At 68.0% G+C, this 19752-nt stretch carries 21 protein-coding genes; 5 read left to right on the top strand and 16 right to left on the bottom strand.

Features of this window, described 5'->3' with window-relative positions; all coding sequences use genetic code 11:
• Window positions 1–70: 70 nt before the first annotated feature.
• The gene (gcvA, locus tag OCW50_RS09290) at window positions 71–1003 is read left to right on the top strand and encodes a transcriptional regulator GcvA (RefSeq protein WP_262297269.1); all 933 of its coding nucleotides are present in this window, start codon (window positions 71–73) and stop codon (window positions 1001–1003) included.
• 6 nt (window positions 1004–1009) lie between these two features.
• Here the strand turns inward: gcvA and olsA are convergent, their stop codons facing one another.
• The 14 genes from olsA to fabA all read right to left on the bottom strand — a co-directional run bounded on the left by olsA (window position 1010) and on the right by fabA (window position 15393).
• A complete protein-coding gene (olsA, locus tag OCW50_RS09285; RefSeq protein WP_262297268.1) occupies window positions 1010–1780 on the bottom strand; it encodes a lyso-ornithine lipid O-acyltransferase in 771 nt (256 codons plus the stop codon).
• On the bottom strand, window positions 1777–2151 hold the full coding sequence (locus OCW50_RS09280; protein ID WP_373371355.1) for a Fur family transcriptional regulator: 375 nt from the start codon (window positions 2149–2151) through the stop codon (window positions 1777–1779). Before OCW50_RS09280 ends, olsA begins: the two co-directional genes overlap by 4 nt.
• Window positions 2152–2282: 131 nt before the next feature.
• A complete protein-coding gene (locus tag OCW50_RS09275) occupies window positions 2283–2768 on the bottom strand; it encodes a GNAT family N-acetyltransferase (protein WP_262297267.1) in 486 nt (161 codons plus the stop codon).
• Window positions 2769–2792: 24 nt separating this feature from the next.
• Entirely contained in the window at window positions 2793–3476 is a 684-nt protein-coding gene (gene tsaB, locus OCW50_RS09270) for a tRNA (adenosine(37)-N6)-threonylcarbamoyltransferase complex dimerization subunit type 1 TsaB (RefSeq protein WP_262297331.1), read from the bottom strand.
• Window positions 3477–3623: 147 nt separating this feature from the next.
• Entirely contained in the window at window positions 3624–4079 is a 456-nt protein-coding gene (locus OCW50_RS09265; RefSeq protein ID WP_262297266.1) for a nitroreductase family protein, read from the bottom strand.
• Window positions 4080–4170: 91 nt separating this feature from the next.
• Complete coding sequence (locus tag OCW50_RS09260) at window positions 4171–4731, bottom strand: NifU family protein (RefSeq protein ID WP_262297265.1); 561 nt, start codon at window positions 4729–4731, stop codon at window positions 4171–4173.
• 173 nt (window positions 4732–4904) lie between these two features.
• Entirely contained in the window at window positions 4905–5402 is a 498-nt protein-coding gene (locus OCW50_RS09255) for a universal stress protein (protein ID WP_262270503.1), read from the bottom strand.
• Between the two features lie 174 nt (window positions 5403–5576).
• Complete coding sequence (gene trpS / locus OCW50_RS09250) at window positions 5577–6617, bottom strand: tryptophan--tRNA ligase (RefSeq protein WP_262270502.1); 1041 nt, start codon at window positions 6615–6617, stop codon at window positions 5577–5579.
• Window positions 6618–6839: 222 nt separating this feature from the next.
• Entirely contained in the window at window positions 6840–8363 is a 1524-nt protein-coding gene (gene murJ / locus OCW50_RS09245) for a murein biosynthesis integral membrane protein MurJ (protein WP_262297264.1), read from the bottom strand.
• Between the two features lie 366 nt (window positions 8364–8729).
• Window positions 8730–9356 carry a thioredoxin domain-containing protein gene (locus OCW50_RS09240; RefSeq protein WP_262297263.1) on the bottom strand — a complete coding sequence of 209 codons (627 nt, stop codon included), beginning with the start codon at window positions 9354–9356 and terminating at the stop codon, window positions 8730–8732.
• 108 nt (window positions 9357–9464) lie between these two features.
• Entirely contained in the window at window positions 9465–12104 is a 2640-nt protein-coding gene (locus OCW50_RS09235; RefSeq protein WP_262297262.1) for a bifunctional diguanylate cyclase/phosphodiesterase, read from the bottom strand.
• Between the two features lie 215 nt (window positions 12105–12319).
• Window positions 12320–13150 carry an enoyl-ACP reductase FabI gene (gene fabI / locus OCW50_RS09230; RefSeq protein ID WP_315974411.1) on the bottom strand — a complete coding sequence of 277 codons (831 nt, stop codon included), beginning with the start codon at window positions 13148–13150 and terminating at the stop codon, window positions 12320–12322.
• A gap of 279 nt (window positions 13151–13429) precedes the next feature.
• On the bottom strand, window positions 13430–14653 hold the full coding sequence (gene fabB, locus OCW50_RS09225) for a beta-ketoacyl-ACP synthase I (RefSeq protein ID WP_262270498.1): 1224 nt from the start codon (window positions 14651–14653) through the stop codon (window positions 13430–13432).
• A gap of 218 nt (window positions 14654–14871) precedes the next feature.
• A complete protein-coding gene (fabA, locus tag OCW50_RS09220; RefSeq protein ID WP_262270497.1) occupies window positions 14872–15393 on the bottom strand; it encodes a 3-hydroxyacyl-[acyl-carrier-protein] dehydratase FabA in 522 nt (173 codons plus the stop codon).
• A 238-nt stretch (window positions 15394–15631) separates the two neighbouring features.
• On the opposite strand from fabA, the gene irr reads away from it, so the two are divergent.
• The 3 genes from irr (at window position 15632) to OCW50_RS09205 (ending at window position 17550) form a co-directional block, all read left to right on the top strand.
• Entirely contained in the window at window positions 15632–16102 is a 471-nt protein-coding gene (irr, locus tag OCW50_RS09215) for a Fur family transcriptional regulator Irr (RefSeq protein ID WP_262297261.1), read from the top strand.
• Between the two features lie 47 nt (window positions 16103–16149).
• A complete protein-coding gene (locus OCW50_RS09210; RefSeq protein WP_262297260.1) occupies window positions 16150–17028 on the top strand; it encodes an EamA family transporter in 879 nt (292 codons plus the stop codon).
• 72 nt (window positions 17029–17100) lie between these two features.
• Complete coding sequence (locus tag OCW50_RS09205) at window positions 17101–17550, top strand: GNAT family N-acetyltransferase (RefSeq protein WP_262297259.1); 450 nt, start codon at window positions 17101–17103, stop codon at window positions 17548–17550.
• On the opposite strand, the gene OCW50_RS09200 is transcribed toward OCW50_RS09205, so the two are convergent.
• Window positions 17540–17686, bottom strand: a complete 147-nt coding sequence (locus OCW50_RS09200) for a DUF3096 domain-containing protein (RefSeq protein WP_173948792.1) — start codon at window positions 17684–17686, stop codon at window positions 17540–17542. The genes OCW50_RS09205 and OCW50_RS09200 overlap by 11 nt on opposite strands.
• Window positions 17687–17759: 73 nt before the next feature.
• Entirely contained in the window at window positions 17760–18293 is a 534-nt protein-coding gene (locus tag OCW50_RS09195) for an SH3 domain-containing protein (RefSeq protein ID WP_262270493.1), read from the bottom strand.
• A 276-nt stretch (window positions 18294–18569) separates the two neighbouring features.
• Between OCW50_RS09195 and OCW50_RS09190 the strand changes: the two genes are divergently transcribed.
• Complete coding sequence (locus tag OCW50_RS09190) at window positions 18570–19562, top strand: 2-hydroxyacid dehydrogenase (protein ID WP_262297258.1); 993 nt, start codon at window positions 18570–18572, stop codon at window positions 19560–19562.
• Window positions 19563–19752 lie beyond the last annotated feature (190 nt).

Here is a 19752-nt window from a genome sequence, read left to right as displayed (position 1 = left end):
TAGGTTATAAGCAAACGAGAAGTTCTTGCCTGATGCCCAAGCAAAACTTGGGCAAAGCTCCGGATTTGCCATGTCCCGCCGACGCCTTCCGCCCCTGAACGCCCTGCGCGCCTTCGAGGCTGCGTCCCGCCACCTGAACTTCGAGAAGGCGGGCGACGAGATCGCCGTCACGGCGAGCGCCGTGGGCCAGCAGGTGAAGGCCCTCGAAGCCTGGCTCGGACGCCCGCTCTTCGTCCGCCAGCCGAGCCGCGGCGTGGCGCTGACGCCCTTGGGGCAGGCCTATGCCGCGTCCCTGTCGGACATCCTCGACCGGCTCGATCACGCCACGGCCCAGGCCCTGCGCCCGGAAGCCCCCCATGTCATCACGGTCAGCGCCATGCCGAGCCTGGCGTCGAACTGGCTCATCCCGCGGCTCGGGTCCTTCCAGGCGCGCCACCCGGACTTCGACGTCCGAGTTTCGGTCTCGATGCAGCTCACCGATTTCGCCCGGGAGGACGTGGATATCGCGATCCGCTTCGGCCAAGGGGCCTATCCGGGCCTGCGCACCGACCTGCTGATGGACGAATACTTCTTCGCGGTGTGCAGCGCGGGCCTGCTGGGCGATCCGGAGCGGCCCCTGCGCGAGCCCGCGGACCTGCGCCGTCACACCCTCATCCACGAAGCCGTCGGCGGGGTGCCGGACTACACCACCTGGGACCGCTGGCTCGCGGCTCTCGGCGTCACGGGTGTCGACACCTCCCGCGGCCCGCGCTTCACCCACACCTATCTCTGCCTGCAGGCCGCCGCATCCGGCCAGGGCGTGGCTCTCGCCACCAACGTGCTGATCGGCGACTACCTGCAGGCCGGGCGCCTGGTTCAGCCCTTCCCGCAGCAGGTGAAGGGGGCCTACCAGTATTACGTGGTCTGCCCCGAAGCCACCGCCGACCGGCCGGCGCTGGCCGCCTTCCGGGCCTGGCTCATGGAGGAGGCGAAAGCGTCCGGCGTGGAGGCGACGCGGGGGTGAACGGCCTCAAGCCGCCTTCAGGGCGCGGCGCACCTCGGCCTCGGCGGACGCGGTGGCCTGCTTGCGGTTGCCGTTGAACGGGATCGGCTCGCCCCAGGTGACCACCACGTCGAGGGGGTCACCCTGGACGAACAGCTTCAGGTGGGGCGCGAGATCCATGTCGCCGTACCAGGCGATGAAGGGGCGCTCCCGCCGGGTCACGGGCAGACCGTTGCGGCGCGTATACGCGATGGCGAGCGGCTGGAGGAACACCCGCTCGACGTCGTCATGCATGAGGGCCGTCTGGGCCGCACCCACCAGGGACGAGCGGAAGGGCAGGAGGCGGTTGCCGTCGCTCGTGGTGCCCTCCGCGAACAGCACGATCACCTCGCCCTTCACCAGCCGGTGGGCGAGCGCATCGTTCACCTCGGCGGTGGCCTTGCGGCGCTGGCGGTCGATGAAGACCGAGCGCTGGAGCCGCGCGAACAGGCCGACCACCGGCCAGCCCTCGATCTCGGATTTCGCGATGAAGGAGAGCGGGTGGAGGGAGCCGATCACCGGAATGTCGAGCCAGGAGACGTGGTTCGACAGGACGATGGTCGGCGCATCGGTCGGCGGTGTTCCCCGCTCGATCACGCGCACGTTGAAGATCGTCAGCAGCGCCCGGTGGAACCACACGGGCAGCCGGTGCAGCATGGACGACCATCCGAAGCGCAGAGCCAGCATCTGCCAGGGCACGAGCACGAGGCTGCACAGGCCGAGCAGAAGGAGCCGGAAGACGACGCCGGGTCTCGTCACGCGTCGTCCTTGTCGAGCGGCACCGCGTAGAGCTCGAGCCGATGATAGACGACCCTGTAGCCGAGCCGCTTGGCGATCTCGTTCTGCAGCGCCTCGATCTCCTCGGACCGGAACTCGATCACGGCGCCGGTTTCCAGGTTGATGAGGTGATCGTGGTGCTCCCGCGCGGCCTGCTCGTAGCGCGAGCGTCCGTCGCGGAAATCGAGCCGCTCGAGGATTCCCTCCGTCTCGAAGAGTTTCACCGTGCGGTAGACTGTGGACAGGGAGATGCGGTCGTCCACCTCGGCGGCGCGCCGGTGCAGCTCCACCACGTCCGGGTGGTCCTCGGCCGAATCGAGGACCTGCGCGATGATCCGGCGCTGGCCGGTCATGCGCAGGCCCTTGTCGCGGCAGGCGCGCTCGATGGCGTCCGACCGGCGCGTTTTGGCGGATATGCTGTTCCGTGTGACCAAGGCTCGAATGACTCCTTGCGGAGGCTTATAGGCGAGGGAAGCGAGGCGGGCTATAGGTCCAGGGCCATGGTCAGCGCGGCCACCGTCGTTCCATCGGCTTTCCGATAATAGCCGTCCCTCCGTCCGATGTCTCGAAAGCCCAGGCGGCGGTAGACGGCGAGGGCCGGCGCATTGCCTTCCTCGACCTCCAGGTGGACCCGGGCCACCCCCCGGCGCGCGAGCGCGTCGAGGTGGCGGGAGAGCAGCGGGCGGGCATGGCCCTTCCCCCGCGCCTCCGCGGCGATCGCCACCGTGATGATCTCCGCCTCGTCGAGCACGATCCGCGACAGGGTGAAGCCGACCGGTTTCGCCGTGCGTCCGAGAAAGAGGCCGTCGGCCACAACGCCGCGCTCGCCGAGCAGGCGCTCGAAGTCGAGGGTGCTCCAGGGGCGGGCGAAGGCCGAAGCGTGGATCGCTGCCAGACGGGCGGCCGCCTCGGTCCCGACGGCTTCGATGCGCGGGGCCGGCGGATGGATGAACCGGTCGAGAATGCTCATGGGGAGATGCTATTGGCGGGGATGCTATTGCCGGGCGATCCGGCCCCCATCCTGCGGCTTGGCGTCGGGCTCGCGCAGGTAGAGGGGCTTGGGCAGGGCCTGGTTCGGATCGGCCAGCGCGCCGAGGCGGGCCACCCAGGCGATGTCGGGAAAGCCCGCGATGTCATTGATGTGGGCCTCGACCCCCTGAGCGCGGGCTTCGGCCGCCAGCATGGCCGAGGCGGATCCGGCGACGAGGATCGGGCCGGATCCGAGGAGCCGGATCGCATCGCGGTAGGTCATGAGACCTGGCGGGATGATCGTGCGCCCGCCCGGCGCGATCGCCTGAATGTAGATGTGGCCGTGCTTGGCGTCGATGGCCGCGGTGAAGAGCCCGCGTCGGTCGCCCACCATCAGGGGCGCCAGGAAGGCCGACAGGGTCGCGACCCCCACCACGGGAATGCCGGCCGCCAGGCCGATGCCGCGGGCGGCCGCGATGCCGACCCGGAGGCCCGTATAGCTGCCGGGCCCGACCGTGACGGCGACCCGGTCCAGGCTCTCGAAGCCGCCCTCGACCTGGGCCGAGAGCCGGTCGAGCAGCGGCATCAGGGCCTCGGCATGGCCGCGGTCCATGGGGATGGTCTCGGCGGCGAGCGGCACGGGCTGCCCGGCTTCGACGATGCAGGCCGAGCAGGCGCCGAGGGCGGTATCGATGGCAAGGACGCGCAACATTCGTCTCCGTCAGGTCTGCGCCTTTCTTTAGAGCATGAGTCGGAGAGGAGGGAACCCGGTTTCTTGCCGCTCGACCGTCATGGTCCGTCAGGCGATGGCGCAGAAATCCTCAAAGGGAGGCGCGGCTGGCGCGGATGGAGCTTCTCAGGGGTGCCGTAGCCCAGCTTGACGAGGAAGTTGGACTTGGCTTTCCCGTCCGGGAAGAACGCCTCGTCGACCCCGTGGCGGTCGAACCCGCGCGCGGGCCGCCATGATGAGATAGGCGCCCTGGAGGCACGAACCCTGGAAGCCCGCCCGTTCGATGGCTTCGGGCTTGCCGGCGAACCAGCCGCGCGCCTCGGGGCTGTTGGGCGCTAGGGCGGGGAGCTTCTCGTAGAACGCCGTGTCGTGGGCGACGATCACGGTGGCGGGCGCGCTCATGGTCTGGCGCACATTGCCCTCATCGCGATAAGGCCTCAGCCGCTCCTTGGCCTCCCGCGACACCACGAAGACGAAGCGGCCGGGCGAGGCATTGGCGCTCGTCGGGCCGAGCTTCGCAAGATCGGCGACCGCGCAGGGTCTCCTCCGGGATCGGGCAGGGCGGGCAACGGGAGGCTCCAAAGAAAAAGCGCGGCCGACGCAGCCGCGCTTCGAGAACTGAGTGTGCTTCGAGAACTGAATGTGCTTCGAGAACTGAATGTCTTGGGCTGGATCAGACGGCCTGCACCTCGCGCACGTCCGGCAGGAAGTGGCGCAGCAGGTTCTGGATGCCGTGGCGCAGGGTCGCCGTCGAGGACGGGCAGCCCGAGCAGGCGCCCTTCATGACGAGGTAAACGGTGCCCTCCTTGAAGCCCCGGAAGGTGATGTCGCCGCCGTCGCCCGCCACCGCCGGGCGGATGCGGGTCTCGAGCAGCTCCTTGATGGTCTCGACCGTGGCGGCATCGGCATCGTCGAAGAATTCCTCGCCGTCCTCCTCCGTGGCCCCGTAGCCGTTGGCGAAGAGCGGCGCGCCGGTCATGAAATGCTCCATGATCGCGCCGAGGATGGCCGGCTTCAGGTGCTGCCACTCGCCGTCCGCCTTCGTGACGGTGACGAAATCGTAGCCGAAGAACACGCCGGTCACGCCCGGAACGGAAAAGAGCCGCTGGGCGAGGGGCGAGATCTCGCCCTGCTCGGGCGTCTTCGCCTCGAACGTGCCTTCCGGCATCACGACGCGGCCGGGCAGGAACTTCAAGGTGGCGGGATTGGGGGTCGCTTCGGTCTGGATGAACATCGCTTCTCTCGTCCTCTGCGCCGGTTCAAGGCCGGCCGAGTAGGGGTGTTAGAATCGTTCTAACAGGTTCCATGTCCAATGTGGAATGGATGCCGGCGGATTCCAAGGGGAGAATGGGTGTCCGGGCGGCATGCCGGGGCTGCAGGATCCGGCCGTGCGGCAGCCGGCGAAGGTCAGCCTGCCAGCGCGTCGATCTCTTCATCGGTCAGGCTGCCCGGCACGATCACGATGGGAACCGGGAAGGAGGCGGCCGAACGGCCGGCAAGGGTCGAGACCAGGGGGCCGGGTCCTTCCTTGGCGCTGCCCGCGGCCAGCACCAGGAAGGAGATGTCCTCGTCCTCGTTGATGAGCTTCATGATCTCGTCGGCCCGAACGCCCACCCGGATCACCTGCTCGGGATCGACGCCGGCGGCGCTGCGGGCCTCGCGGGCGGCCGCATCGAGCTGCTTCTGCGCCTCCTCGCTTGCCTCCTCGATCATCGCCTCGCCGACGCCGAGCCATTCGAAATTGTCGGGCGGATCCACGACCGCCAGCATGATCATGCTGGCGCCGGTGCGGGCCGTTCGCCGCGAGGCGAAATGGACCGCCCGGGCGCATTCCGGCGTCTGGTCGACCACCACCATGAATTTCGGGCGATGGCCCGATTCGTAGGATCGACGTTTGCCGCTCACAGCCAGCTCTCCTGCATCACCAGAGCATCGGCCCAAAAGTGGAAGGCACTTTTGGGATCGAATCCGATGCTCCATCTGTTCGCTGGCGCATCGTTTCCGCGGAAAACCGGATCCACTTTTCCGCACGATGCGCTCGATGCTGCCCTGCCGTCATGGCGAGAGCAAGCCCGACCATCAGCGCGCACGCACGAAGCCGACGATATCCTTGACGGCGTCCATGGTCACCGACGCAATGGCCCGGGCCCGGGCCGAACCGTCCGCGAGCACCGCATCGATATGGCCGGGATCGGCCATGAGACGGCGCATCTCGTCGGCCACGGGGGAGAGCTTCGTCACGGCCACGTCCACGAGGGCGGCCTTGAAGCCGGAAAACTGCGAGCCGCCATGCTGGCGCAGCACCTCGTCCGGCGTCGTGTCCATGAGGGCCGCGTAGATCGCCACGAGGTTCTCGGCCTCGGGCCGGGCCTTCAGGCCCTCGACCTCGCTCGGCAGCGGCTCGGGATCGGTCTTCGCCTTGCGCACCTTCTGGGCGATGGTGTCGGCGTCGTCGGTCAGGTTGATGCGCGAGTAGTCGGACGGGTCCGATTTCGACATCTTCTTGGAGCCGTCGCGCAGTGACATGACGCGGGTGGCGGGGCCCTGGATCATCGGCTCGGTCAGCGGGAAGAAGGCATCGCCGAAACCGTTCGCGGCAATCGATTCCGCCCAGTCGTTGTTGAACTTCTGGGCGATGTCGCGGGTCAGTTCCAGGTGCTGCTTCTGGTCCTCGCCCACCGGCACGTGGGTGGCCCGGTAGACCAGGATGTCGGCCGCCATCAGGTCCGGATAGGCGTAGAGGCCGACCGAGGCGTTCTCCCGGTCCTTGCCCGCCTTGTCCTTGAACTGGGTCATGCGGTTGAGCCAGCCGAGCCGGGCCACGCAGTTGAACACCCAGGCGAGCTCCGCGTGCTGCGGCACCTGGGACTGGTTGAACACGATGTGGCGCTTGGGATCGATGCCGGCGGCCAGGAACGCGGCGGTCACCTCGCGGATCTGGCGGGTGAGGTCGGCCGGGTTCTGCGGCACGGTGATCGCGTGCATGTCGACGACGCAATAGATGCAGTCGAAGCTCTCCTGCATGGCGACGAAGCGCTTGATGGCGCCGAGGTAATTCCCGAGATGGAGATTGCCGGTGGGCTGAACGCCCGAGAACACCAGCTCCTTGAACTGCGCCATCGTGTTGAACTCCGACAGAGGGCAGGCGCGGGTTTCAGGGTCAACCGCCAACCGCCCCGGATAGGTCTGACTTCTTGTCCCGGAGCGACGTGCGGGTCTTCCGCGTCCGATCGCTCCATCGAGGCGCGCCTTATGACAGGGCCGTGCCACGATGCAAGGGTTCTCGTGATGTTTTCAGGGTTCTCGTGATGTTTTCCGGGTTCTCGCGATTGTTTCGGGTTCTCACGATTGTTTCGTGAGCGCGGTCCAATCGTCCCGGGTCAGGGCGCCGGTCGCCACGGCGGCAAGGCCGTAGACCGCGAGGCCCCCCAGGCACAGCCCCGCGAGGGACAGGGTGCCGATCTGCGGGAGGACGCGCGTGGCGGCCGCGAGTCCGAGGCCCATCGCGGCCGCCGCCGCGGCGATCCGCACCACCCGCCCGGCCAGGGCCCGGTCGGGCGACCAGAGGCCGTATCGGCGAAGGCCGACGGCCACGGCGGCCGCATGGCCCAGGCAGCCGATGCTCACCCCCAGGGCGATCCCGGCCGGGCCCAAGGGCCAGGCGAGGGCCAGGGCGGCCGCGACCGTGACGGCGAGCCCGAAGGCCGTCGCCGCGACGGCGGCCTTCAGGGAGCCGCGGGCGAACAGGGTCTGGCTCAGCACCTTGGCCGCGGTGGCGAAGGGCAGGCCGACGCTCAGGGCCATGAGCACCAGGGCGGTGCCCTCGGCGTCGGCGGATCCGAACGCGCCGCGCTCGAACAGCACGCGGCTCATGGGCCCGGCCAGGATGATCAGGGCGGCGCTCGCCGGCAGGGCGAGCAGAAGGGAGACCTCGATCGCCCGGTTCTGCGCGGCCACGACGGCCCGCATCTCGCCGGCCCGATGGCGGCGGGCCAGTTCCGGCAGGAGCAGGCTCGACCCGAGAGCCGCCATCAGCCCGAGCGGCAGCTGCACGACCCGCTCGGCGTAGTAGAGCCAGGACACGCCCGAAGGCCAGAACGAGGCGATCTGGGTCGCCGCGAGGAGGAAGAGCTGCACGGCCCCGCTGGCCGCCAGCACGGGAAAGCCGGCGAGAAGGAGGCTCTTCAGCAGCGGCGACCGGCGCGGCCTGCGCAGGCGCACGAGCCGGACACGGCCGCTCCGCAGGGCCGCAGCCACGAGAGCGAGCTGGATCAGCCCCGCGAGGCTCGACGCCCCCGCGAGCCAAGCGGCCTTCCGCGCGAGCGGGAGGGGCGCGACGACCTCCAGGGCCAGGAGCGTCAGGATCAGGCCGCCGTTGACGGCGAGCGGCGCGAGGGCCGTCGCGACGAAGCGTCCGTGCAGGTTCAGGATGGCGGCCCCGATGGACGCGAGGGCCGCACAGGGCACGATCGGGAAAGCCAGGCGGGTATAGAGCGCCACCAGGGCCAGGGTTCCGCCGTCCTCGTGCAGCCCCGGCACGAGCAGCAGGGCGAGCGCCCCCGCGCCGAGCTCCACGAGGGCCGTGAGCCCGACGAGCGCCAGCCCGAACACGCCCAGCACGTCGCCGGCCGTGACGGCGGCCTCCTCCGGCTCCAGGCGTCCGAGGGCCGGGATCAGGGCCGCGTTGAGCCCGCCCTCGCCCACGGTACGGCGGACGAGGTTGGGCAGGCGAAAGGCCGCGAGGAACGCATCCGCCACGGGCCCCGCGCCCAGGGCCTGGGCGAACAGCATGTCCCGGACGAAGCCGAGGACGCGCGAGGCCACGGAGCCGAGGCCGACCAGGAGCGAGGAGCGGATGAGCGACATGCCCGGGGCTTAACGGGTCCACCGACCGGCCGCAACTTTCCCCGCTCCGACGCGGGAAGGCGTGGTGCAGCCAACGGAACCTCCGCGTCATGGCCCCCGCCCGTCCCGACGTCCTGACACCCTCCGCACGTCATCACCGGCCCTGTGCCGGCCATTCCGATCCGGTGAGGGTCGGCGCTTCAATCCATCGGGATCACCGGGACAGGCCCGGTGATGACACGGAGGGGCAGGGTCGAGTGGCGCGACTCTTCCCTAATCATGGCCGGGCTCGTCCCGGCCATCCCGATCCGGGAAGGCGCTGCGCTTCGAACGATCGAGATCACCGGGACGAACCCGGCGGCGACGGGAACGGGGACGCAGCGTTCGCTACCCTCTGGCCCGGGCGATGGCGTCGCGCTTCTGCTCCAGGCTCATGCCGCCGATATAGGCCTGCGTGCCGATCAGGAACGACGGAGTCGCGACGAGCCCGAGATCGCTGCCGGTCGCGAAGGCGTCTTTCATCCAGCCGGTGGTCGTCTCGCTGTCGGCGAGTTCCGTCATGCGCTTCATGTCGCCGCCGAGGCGCTCGGCCTCCGCCAGGGCCCGGGCTCCGTCGACCGTGCCGCGCAAGGAGAACAGGGCCAGGTGCAGCGGCAGGTAGCGCCCGGGGCCGGCGAGCTGCAGATAGGCCAGGGCCGCCCGGGTGGCGGCGACCGATTGCGGGCTCAGCACGGCGAAATTCACCAGCACGTAGGAGAGCTCGGGCTCGGCCTTGAGCAGTTCGGGCAGGGCCTGCGCCGAGCGTTTGCACCAGGGGCAGTTGTAGTCGAAATACTCCACCATGATCACGTCGCCATGCGGGTGGCCGAGGCGCACGGCCGAGGGCAGGCTCAGGGCGTTCTCGATCAGCTCCACCGGGATCAGCTGCGGCTCCGGGGCGGCTTGCGCGAGGACGGGAACTTTCGTGCCGGACAGGGCGAGGCCGGCGAGAACGACGCGGCGGGACAGGATCATGGGCGGAACTCACGTAAGGAAAGTCTCTCGTGCCGTCCGATCATGGCGCTGGCAAGGCCAAGGTTGGCTTTCTCGCGCCGCCGTGAAGCAGGGTGCCCGCGACGATCCTCACACGCCCACCCACGAGGTGACGAAGTGCGGCACGTTCCCGGCCGGCATGGGGCGGCCGAAATGGTAGCCCTGCACGAGATCGCAGCTCATGCGCTGCAGGAGCGTCGCCTGGAAGGCGGTCTCGACGCCCTCGGCCACCACCTCGATGCCGAGATTGCGGCCCAGGCTCAGGAGCGCCCGGACGATGGCGGCGTCGTCCGCATCGGTCTCCAGGCCGCCCACGAAGGTCCGGTCGATCTTGATCGCGTCGACCGGGAAGCGCTTGAGGTGCGACAGCGACGCGTAGCCGGTGCCGAAATCGTCGAGGGCGATCGTCACGCCCTCCGCGCACAGGGCCCGCAGGGCGCGCTCCACGTATTCGGCGCCGGAATCGAGAAACACGCTCTCGGTGACCTCCACCTCGAGGCAGCGGGCCGGCACCTCCATGCGTCTCAGGTCGTCGAGCACCCGCTCGGCATAATTGTCGCGCCGGAACTCGGCGGCCGACACGTTGATCGCGATGCGCCCGACATCGAGGCCCGCATCGAGCCAGCCGCGGATGTCCCGGAAGATGCATGAGCGCATGCGCTCGCCGATGGCGGTGCCGAGCTCGGTGTCGTTGAAGGCGGGCGCGATCTTTTCCGGCGACTGGATTCCGCCGTCCGGATGATGCCAGCGCAGGAGCGCTTCGAACCCGCTCAGCGCGCCCGTGGCCAGCATCACCTTCGGCTGATAGAACGGCACGATCCAGTCCGATGCCACCGCCCGCACCGCCACGTCGAGGGCCGAGGCGGTCCGTTGCGACTCCTCGCGCATGGTCGCGACGAACATCCTGAACGAGCCGCGTCCTGAGGTCTTGCTGCGGTAGAGCGCCAGATCGGCCTGCTTCTGGAGCTCTTCCGGGCTCATGCCGGTGCCGACCGAAACCGCACCCCCGATGCTGGTGCGGCAGTCCAGCAGCTTGCCGTCCCGCTTCAGGGGCTCCTGCATGCGGGCCAGGATGGTGTCGGCCATCCGGGTCACGTCCCCCTCGCCGGCGATCTCCGGCAGGATGACGGCGAACTCGTCACCGCCGAGACGGGCGATCGTGTCCGCGGAGTCTGCGACGCTGCGCAGGCGCTGGGCGAACTCCTTCAGGAGAGCGTCCCCGGCATCGTGACCGAACCGGTCGTTGATCTGCTTGAGGTGGTCGAGGTCCATCACCAGAAGGCCTGTCGCCCGGGACGGACCCGAGGTTCCGTCGAGCGCCTGCTGCAGGCGCTCGCGGAACAGCCTGCGGTTGGCGAGGCCCGTGAGATCGTCGTGGTGGGCCGCCCAGCGGAGGGTTTCCTCCGTGAGCTTGCGGTCGTGGATGTCCTCCACCGTCCCGTACCAGCGGATCACGGTTCCGTCCCCGGCGCGCCGGGCCGCCGCCCGGGAGCGGAACCAGCGATAGGTCCCGTCCGCCATGCGCAGGCGATAATCCACGTCGAGCTCCTGGCCTGTCGCCAGGGAACGGGACCACCGGTCCAGGGTGAGGGGCAGGTCGTCCGGATGAAGCGACCGGGTCCAGCCGGAGCCGAGCGCATCGTCCATGCCCGTGCCGGTGCGATCGCACCAGCGCGACGAGACGTCGAGGAGATTGCCCTGCGGATCGGCCGTCCACGAAATCTGAGGATTGAGCTCGACGGAGTGGCGGTGATGCGCCTCGCTTTCGCGCAGGGCCGCGTCGTCCCGCTGCCGCTCCAGGGCCAGCGCGGCCAGATGCAGCACGGCCTCCATGCGCTCCATTTCGTCGCAGGTCGGGGTGCGGGGCTCGTCGTAATAGGAGGCGAACGTGCCGAGCACGTCGCCGGACCGGGAGACGATCGGCTTCGACCAGCAGGCCCGGAGATGGTGGGACAGGGCGAGTTCGCGCCAGGGCGCCCAGAGGGGGTCCGACGCGATATCGGTGACGATGACGCTGCTGCGGGTGTGAACGGCCGTCCCGCAGGATCCCGCCACCGGACCGGTCCTCAAGCCGTCGACCGCGGCATTGTAGGCGGCCGGCAGGCCGGGGGCGGCGCCGTGCCGGAGCCGTCCATGCTCCGGATCGTGCAGCAGGACCGAGCACCGCGCGCCGGGCAGCTGCGCTTCCGCCAGCCGGCAGAGCGCGGCCAGGATGTCCCCGAGCGCCTGGCCGGCGGCAACCATCTCCAGCACGCGGGCTTGACCCTGGAGGGTCAGCTCCGCCTCCTTCCGGTCGTGGATGTCTTCCGTGGTGCCGTACCAGAAGGCGATCGCCCCGGTGTCGTCGCGCCGGGCCGCCGAACTGGAGCGGCACCAGCGGAAAGCCCCGTCGGCCGTCCTGATCCGATATTCGCATTGATAGGGCGACCCGCTGGCGAGACTCTCGCGTCTGGACTGGAGCAGCCGGGGCAGGTCGTCGGGGTGGACCAGCTTCACCCAACCGTTGTCGACCAGCTGCTCGGGCGGCAGACCGATCCACTCGGCCCAGCCGGGCCCGACCTGAACCACCTTCCCGTCCGAATCGGCCAGCCAGGGAATCTGCCGGCTCAAGGCGAACGCATATTGATACAGACTATCGTCGATGCTCGGATTAATCCTCTGCGTCAGGAGCAAATCTTCCCGAGATGTCTCACGTGCCGAGGCGAGTCCGACGTCCTCATTCCAATGCATAGGGCAAACCAGGATGCCGCAAATATCGAATAAATTCTTGGCCTATATTGTGAGTCCTGTCCATCAGGGCGAACGGCGCGATCCGCCCTCTCCAGGGAGCTGGAGGAGCTGAACTCGACTGATGCTTTACAGGTAAGGTTAAGCGCGCGTCCGAGGCCGGGGACGCCCAAGGCGGGAAGGCCAGCCGGAGCCCTTCCGCCCGTCGTCCGACCGCCTCAGCCCTCTTCCCCGGTCACGCCCGCGGCATCCTGGGCCTTGAGCACCTCGGGGCGCGGCATCGAGATGATGTTGTAGCCCGAATCCACGTAGTGGATCTCGCCGGTCACGCCGTTGGAGAGGTCCGACAACAGGTAGAGGGCCGAGCCGCCGATATCCTCGATGGTCACCGTCCGGCGCAGGGGGGCATGGGCCTTCTGGTAGGTGAACATGAGGCGGGCGTCCGAGATGCCCGCGCCGGCCAGCGTTCGCACGGGGCCGGCCGAGATCGCGTTGCAGCGGATCCCCTGGGGGCCGAGATCGGACGCGATGTAGCGCATGGAGGCTTCCAGGGCCGCCTTGGCCACGCCCATCACGTTGTAGTTGGGCATGACCCGGGTCGAGCCGCCATAGGTCAGGGTCAGGAGCGACCCGCCGTTCCTCATCCTCTTGGCGGCGCGCTGGGCGATTTCCGTGAAGGAGAAGCAGGAGATCACCATGGTGCGCGAGAAGTTCTCCCGGGTGGTGACGTCCACATAGGAGCCCTTGAGCTGCGACTTGTCGGAGAAGCCGATCGCGTGGACGACGAAATCGAGGTTCTCCCACTGCCGGTCCAGGGTCTCGAACACCGCATCGACGGAGGCGATGTCCTCCACATCGCAGGGGATCACCAAGCTGGAGCCGAGCGACTGCGCCAGGGGAGCGACCCGCTTGCCCAGAGCCTCGCCCTGATAGGTGAAGGCGAGCTCCGCCCCGTGCTGGGCCAGGGTCTTAGCGATGCCCCAGGCGATGGAATGGTCGTTGGCGACGCCCATGATGAGGCCGCGCTTTCCTTGCATCAGACCGGTCACTTGGGTCCCCCTATGCATCGGCTCCATGGTGCGACGCGAATTGTTATGAAAGTGTGCATCGCGAGCCGGAATGTCGGTATGATTCAGCGTGTCCATGCGAGGTCCCCTTGGGTTCGTCGGGGCATCGCATGCAGCTGTCTCAGGTTTATGACGGTAGAGCATCGGACCCAAAAGTGGAAACCACTTTTGGGATTTATCCGATGCCCCCTTTTGAAGAGCACATCGTCCGAGCGGACCCGAAGGGCCACGTCAGTGACCCGCTTTCGTCCGCATGATGCTTTACCCGTTGAACCGGCTGAAGACGAGTGTGGCATTGGTGCCGCCGAAGCCGAAGGAGTTCGACAGGACCGTGTCGATCCTGGCATCGTCGATCCGCTTGCGGACGATGTTCATGTCGGCGAATTCCGGATCGAGCTCGTCGATATGGGCGCTCTCGCAGATGAAGCCGTTGTTCATCATGAGAAGCGAGTAGATCGCCTCCTGCACGCCGGTGGCGCCGAGCGAGTGGCCGGTGAGCGATTTCGTCGCGGAGATCGGCGGGCACTTGTCGCCGGCGCCGAAGACCGTGCGGATCGCCTCGATCTCCTTCTGGTCGCCCACCGGGGTCGAGGTGGCGTGCGGGTTGATGTAGTCGACCGGATTGTGGACCTCCTTGAGGGCCATGCGCATGCAGCGGATCGCGCCCTCGCCCGAGGGGGCCACCATGTCGTAGCCGTCCGAGGTCATGCCGTAGCCGACGATCTCGCCGTAGATCCGGGCGCCGCGCGCCTTGGCGTGCTCCAGCTCCTCCAGCACCAGCACGCCCGCCCCGCCGGCGATGACGAAGCCGTCGCGATTGGCGTCATAGGCCCGGGAGGCGCGGGACGGGGTATCGTTGTACTTGGTCGACATGGCCCCCATGGCGTCGAACAGGTTGGACATGGTCCAGTCGAGGTCCTCGCAGCCGCCGGCGAACATCACGTCCTGCTTGCCGTACTGGATCATCTCGTAGGCGTTGCCGACGCAGTGGTTGGACGTCGCGCAGGCGGACGAGATCGAATAGTTCACGCCCTTGATCTTGAACCAGGTCGCCAGCGTGGCCGATGCCGTGGACGACATGGCCTTCGGGACCGCGAAGGGGCCGATGCGCTTGGGGCCCTTCTCGCGGGTGATGTCGGCCGCTTCCATGATGATGCGGGTGGACGGACCGCCCGAGCCCATGATGATGCCGGTGCGCTCGTTGGAGATGTCGCTCTCCTCGAGGCCGGCGTCCCGGATCGCCTGGTCCATGGCCACGTGGTTCCAGGCCGTGCCCCGGGCGTGGAAGCGCATGGCGCGCCGGTCGACGATCTCCTCGGGGTTGAGGCTGGGAGCCCCGTGAACCTGGCAGCGGAAGCCGTATTTCGTGTAGTCCTCGGCCTTGCTGATGCCGGACTTCGCTTCACGCAGGGAGGCCAGAACCTCCTGCGTGTTGTTGCCGATGGACGACACGATGCCCATTCCGGTGACGACGACCCGCCTCATAGCCTAACCTCTTCAAAGGATCTTCACTGCCAGCCTCAACCATTCCACACGTAAGGCCGAGGATGCGCATTCTCAACACTGAGCCATGCGAATGGGATGAAAGCGTGGTCCCAGGCTCGAAGGCCCTGCCGTGGCACGGCAGGGCCGGTTCTTTAAAAAAGAATGCGTTTTGTCAATACGATGGGACGCCCGTTGACGGTCGGTGAGCGCCAAAAGGCCTAGCCCCCCGCGGCCGCCTCCGCCTGGAACAGGCCGACGCGCATGTCCTTGGCCTCGTAGATCCGGCGCCCGTCGGCCTCCAGCCAGCCATCCGCGATGCCCAGCACCAGCTTCGAGCGGAAGACGCGCTTGAGATCGACCCCGTAGACGACCTTCTTGACGGTGGGCAGCACCTGATCGCTGAACTTCACCTCGCCGACGCCCAGCGCCCGGCCGCGGCCGGGGGAGCCGCCCCAGCCCAGGAAGAAGCCCGTCATCTGCCAGAGGGCATCGAGCCCCAGGCAGCCCGGCATGACCGGGTCGCCCGCGAAGTGGCAGGGGAAGAACCAGAGGTCCGGCCGCACGTCGAGTTCCGCCAGCACATGGCCCTTGCCATAGGCGCCGCCATCCTCGCCGATCGACGTGATCCGGTCGAACATGAGCATGGGCGGAAGCGGCAGCTGCGCGTTGCCGGGGCCGAACAATTCTCCGCGCCCGCAGGCGAGAAGCTCTTCATAGGTAAAGCTGGACTGGCGGGCCATGCCGGATGCCGATCCTTTCATCGCGTCGTCACAAAAGGCAGCCCCGGGGGACTCCCGAGACCTGATTGCCGGCTCTGGTAGCACAGGCTTGGCCATCCATCCAAGGGACCCGAGCCGGGATTCTTCCGTCGTGTTCGAGGAGCATGTCAGCCGTCATCGCAGGGCAGCCTTGCAGTCACCCTCTCGCTTTCTTATGATTGTGATGTTAGAAGCGCCCATCCCTCATTCAGTTCCGCCGATGACCGATCCTTTGTCCGCCTATATCGAGTCCACGACCACTCCGGCGTCCCGGAAGGGGTGCCCCGTGTCCGAGTTGCGGGACAAGCTGCGTCGGGTCGGCCTGCGTCCGACCCGGCAGCGCGTCTCTCTGGGCTGGCTCCTGTTCGGCAAGGGCGATCGGCACATCACGGCGGAAATGCTCTTCGACGAGGCGTCCCGCGCCCGCGTCCCGGTCTCCCTGGCGACCGTCTACAACACCCTGCACCAGTTCACGGAAGCCGGCCTTCTGCGCCAGCTCGCCGTCGACGGCGCCAAGGCCTATTTCGACACCAATCCGACCGAGCACCACCACTTCTTCCTGGAAGACGAGGGCGAGCTGGTCGACATGCCGTCCTCCGGCCTCAGCGTCGCCGACCTGCCCGAGCCGCCGGACGGCATGGAAGTGGCCGGCGTCGAGGTGATCGTGCGCCTGCGCCGCAAGGGCGCCTGACGTCCCGCAGCCCGGCCTTCGAGCGAGCGGCCTCCCGGTCTTGACACATGCCGCTCACCCATAGCCTCGCCGCCCTTTTCGTCACGGCCCTCTGGGGCCTGAGCTTCGTCGTCATCAAGCTCGGGGTCGGCACCACGCCGCCGCTGCTGCTGGCGGCGCTGCGATTCCTGTTCGCGGCCCTTCCGGCCGTCTTCTTCGTCCCGCGGCCCAGGACCGATTGGCGCAACGTCGTCGCCTACGGGTTCTTCCTCGGCGTCGCCCAGTTCGGGCTGCTGTTCGCGGCGCTCGCCATCGGCATGCCGGCGAGCCTCGCCTCCGTGGTCATGCAGGCGCAGGTCTTCTTCACGATCCTCTTCGCGGCTCTCGTCATGGGAGAGCGGCCCGGGCCGCACCAGGTGATCGGCGGCCTCGTGGCGAGCCTCGGCCTTGCGCTCATCGCCGTGCCGCGCATGACCGGCGGAAGCGCCGTCCCGTTCCTGATGACCGTGCTCGCGGCCGCCTCCTGGGGCGTGGCCAACATCGTGTCGAAGCGGGCCGGCCGGGTCGACATGCTGGGCTTCATCGTCTGGTCGAGCCTCGTGGCGCCACTGCCGCTGGTCGGCCTGTCGCTCTGGCTCGACGGGCCCGGCCGGGTCCTCGCGGCGCTGGCGCGGATCGACGGCGGCACCCTGGCGGCGGTGATGTATCTCGCCTATCCGACGACCATCTTGGCGTTCGGCGTCTGGGCCTATCTCCTGTCCCGCCACCCGGCCGCCACGGTGACGCCCTTCGCCCTGTTCGTCCCGGTGGCCGGGATCCTGGGCTCGGCTCTCATTCTCGGAGAAGCCATGCACCCGATCGAGGCCTTCGGCGGGGCCGTGATCGTCCTGGGCCTGGCGGTGAACGTCTTCGGGGCGAGGCTTCTCCGGCGCCTGCATCCGCACTGAAGCATCGGACCCAAAAGTGGGTCCACTTTTGGGTCCGATGCTCTAGGCTTGATCGAGAAGGAGCGTCCGGGAATGAGCGTGTTGCAGATCGAGATCGCGTCCGCCGGGTCGGCCGAACTGGTCGAGGCGGTCAACCGGCTGCTCCCCCAGCTGACCTCGGCGCCGAAGGCCTTGGGCAGGGAGGATCTCGACGCGATCCTGGCCTCGTCCTCGTGCCTGCTCATCCTGGCCCGCTGCGATGGGCACGTGGCCGGGATGCTGACGCTCGGATGGTTCCAGGCCCCGACGGGCGCGCGGGCCTTTATCGACGACGTGGTGGTGGACGAGCACCATCGGGGCCGGGGCATCGGCGAGGCCCTCGTCCGGTCGGCGCTGGATCAGGCCCGTCGCCTGAACGCCAAGACCGTCGACCTCACGTCGCGCCCGGCCCGCGAGGCCGCGAACCGTCTCTACCGGCGGCTGGGCTTCGAGCAGCGGGAGACGAATTCCTACCGCTACCGCTTCGATGCGGTCAGCGGATGAAGCCGAAGCCCACGAGCGCATAGGCAATCAGGAAGATCGCCACGAAGACGTTGAGGAAGCGCGGCGCGACGATCGACGCGATGCCGAGGACCAGGGCCAGGATCGGCAGCAGTTTGAAGCTCAGGTTGAGGCTCATCGAGGCAGGCTTTCGGATGAATGGAAACGATATTGCCTTCTAGCGCCCAAAAGCTTGCCAAATCGGAAACGGGCTATTCCACGGTCTCGTTGGGATAGACGCCCCAGAGCTTCTCCTGCTGAATGAACCCGTCCACGTCGCGGGCACCGTCCATCACGATGGTGACGTGGCACCACCTGCCGTCGCAGCCCTTGATGTTGGTGATCACGCTCGGCTGCAGATGAGCCACCACGTTGCCCTTGTCGTCGGACCGGTCGAACAGGCTGATCGGCGGCTGGTTGCCCTTCGCCCACGGCATCACCAGGGCGGTGCGGCGCCCGGACAGGAGCGAGTGGAGGACCCATCCTTCCGTGCCCTCCGAATCGCGGATGCGCCGCCAGGTCTCGTACTCGGCGATGATCTCCACCGGCAGGCCGGCGCGCTGGAACACCCAGGCGGTCCTGTGATCCTTCGACGGGCCCTCGCGCAGGTTCACCCGGTCCGTCTTGAGGCTGACATAGCGCGGCACCGGCAGGCCCGTGCCGAGACGCCCGCCCGGCGGCTGCTGACCGAAGGCCGAAGCGGCGCTCAGGCCGACAAGAGCAAGGGCAAGGACGATCTTGCGCATGGTTCCCCCGGATAGTGGCTTTGTCTTGGGTTGAGGCTCTGGTAGAGAAGCTTGACGGATGCCGCCACGCGGCGGGTCGTCACCTTTGATCGCCGAAGCAGAGTTAAGAGAGCGTGAAACTCTTTGAACTTCGCGGGTTTTTGAGCGTGATCAGCAAAAGTGGCCACCGGTTTTGCGTTCGGTCGCGCTCTCACTTATTGAATTGTGCCTGATCGTGACGCCGAACCGCTCACACTTCGGCTGATCGGGCACCAGTGCTGGGGACGCTTGAAGCCGATGAAAAAGAGACCCGTCGTCGTTGTCACCCGCCGCCTGCCCGACGTGATCGAAACTCGCCTGCGCGAATTGTTCGACACGCGCCTCAACCTGGAGGACAGGCCCCTCTCGGCGCAAGAGCTCGCCGACGCGGTGAAGACCGCCGACGTGCTCGTGCCGACCATCACGGACGAGATCGACGCCGCGGTGCTGGAGCAGGCGGGCCCCAGCCTGAAGCTCGTCGCCAATTTCGGCAACGGGGTCGACAACATCGACGTGTCGGCCGCCGTGGCCCGGGGCGTCACCGTCACCAACACGCCCGGCGTCCTCACCGAGGACACGGCCGACATGACCATGGCGCTGATCCTGGCGGTCGCCCGCCGCATCCCGGAAGGGGCCCGGGTGATCCCGGACGGGAACTGGGCCGGCTGGTCGCCCACCTGGATGCTCGGCCGGCGCATCACGGGAAAGCGCCTCGGCATCGTCGGCATGGGGCGCATCGGCCAGGCTCTGGCCCGGCGGGCCAAGGCGTTCGGGCTGTCGATCCACTATCACAACCGCCGCCACGTGCCGCCGAGGATCGAGGCCGAACTCGAGGCGACCTACTGGGAATCCCTCGACCAGATGCTGGCCCGCATGGACATCGTGTCGGTCAACTGCCCGCATACGCCGGCCACCTACCACCTGCTCTCGGCCCGGCGCCTCAAGCTCATGAAGCCCGACGCCATCCTGGTGAACACCGCCCGGGGCGAGATCATCGACGAGGGCGCGCTCACCAAGCTCATCGAGGCCGGGGCCCTTGCGGGAGCCGGTCTCGACGTGTTCGAGGAGGAGCCGGCCGTCAATCCGCGGCTCGTGAGGCTCGCCAAGCAGGGCAAGGTGGTGGTGCTGCCCCACATGGGCTCCGCCACCCATGAAGGCCGCGTGGCCATGGGCGAGAAGGTCATCGTCAACATCCGGGCCTTCGTCGACGGCCACAAGCCGCCGGACCGCGTCCTGCCCAGCATGCTCTGACGGGTGCCGGGTCGGAACGCCTGGACCTCGTCCGGGGCCCGGGAAGGATTTCCCGCACGACCCGGGCGATGCTTCCATGCCCCCGTCCGGATCGGATGACGGGAGCGGGGCCGGTGCGACCAAAATCCATCACGGGCATAAACATATGTGAGTGCGGCTGAGAAAGGAGATTGGCCAGAACAGGGATGTT

It is taken from the genome of Microvirga sesbaniae, assembly GCF_025460805.1.
In the GTDB taxonomy this organism is placed as follows: Bacteria; Pseudomonadota; Alphaproteobacteria; order Rhizobiales; family Beijerinckiaceae; genus Microvirga; species Microvirga sesbaniae.
The sequence above is the reverse complement of the archived record's forward strand: the minus strand, read 5'-3'. Positions and strand labels throughout refer to the sequence as shown.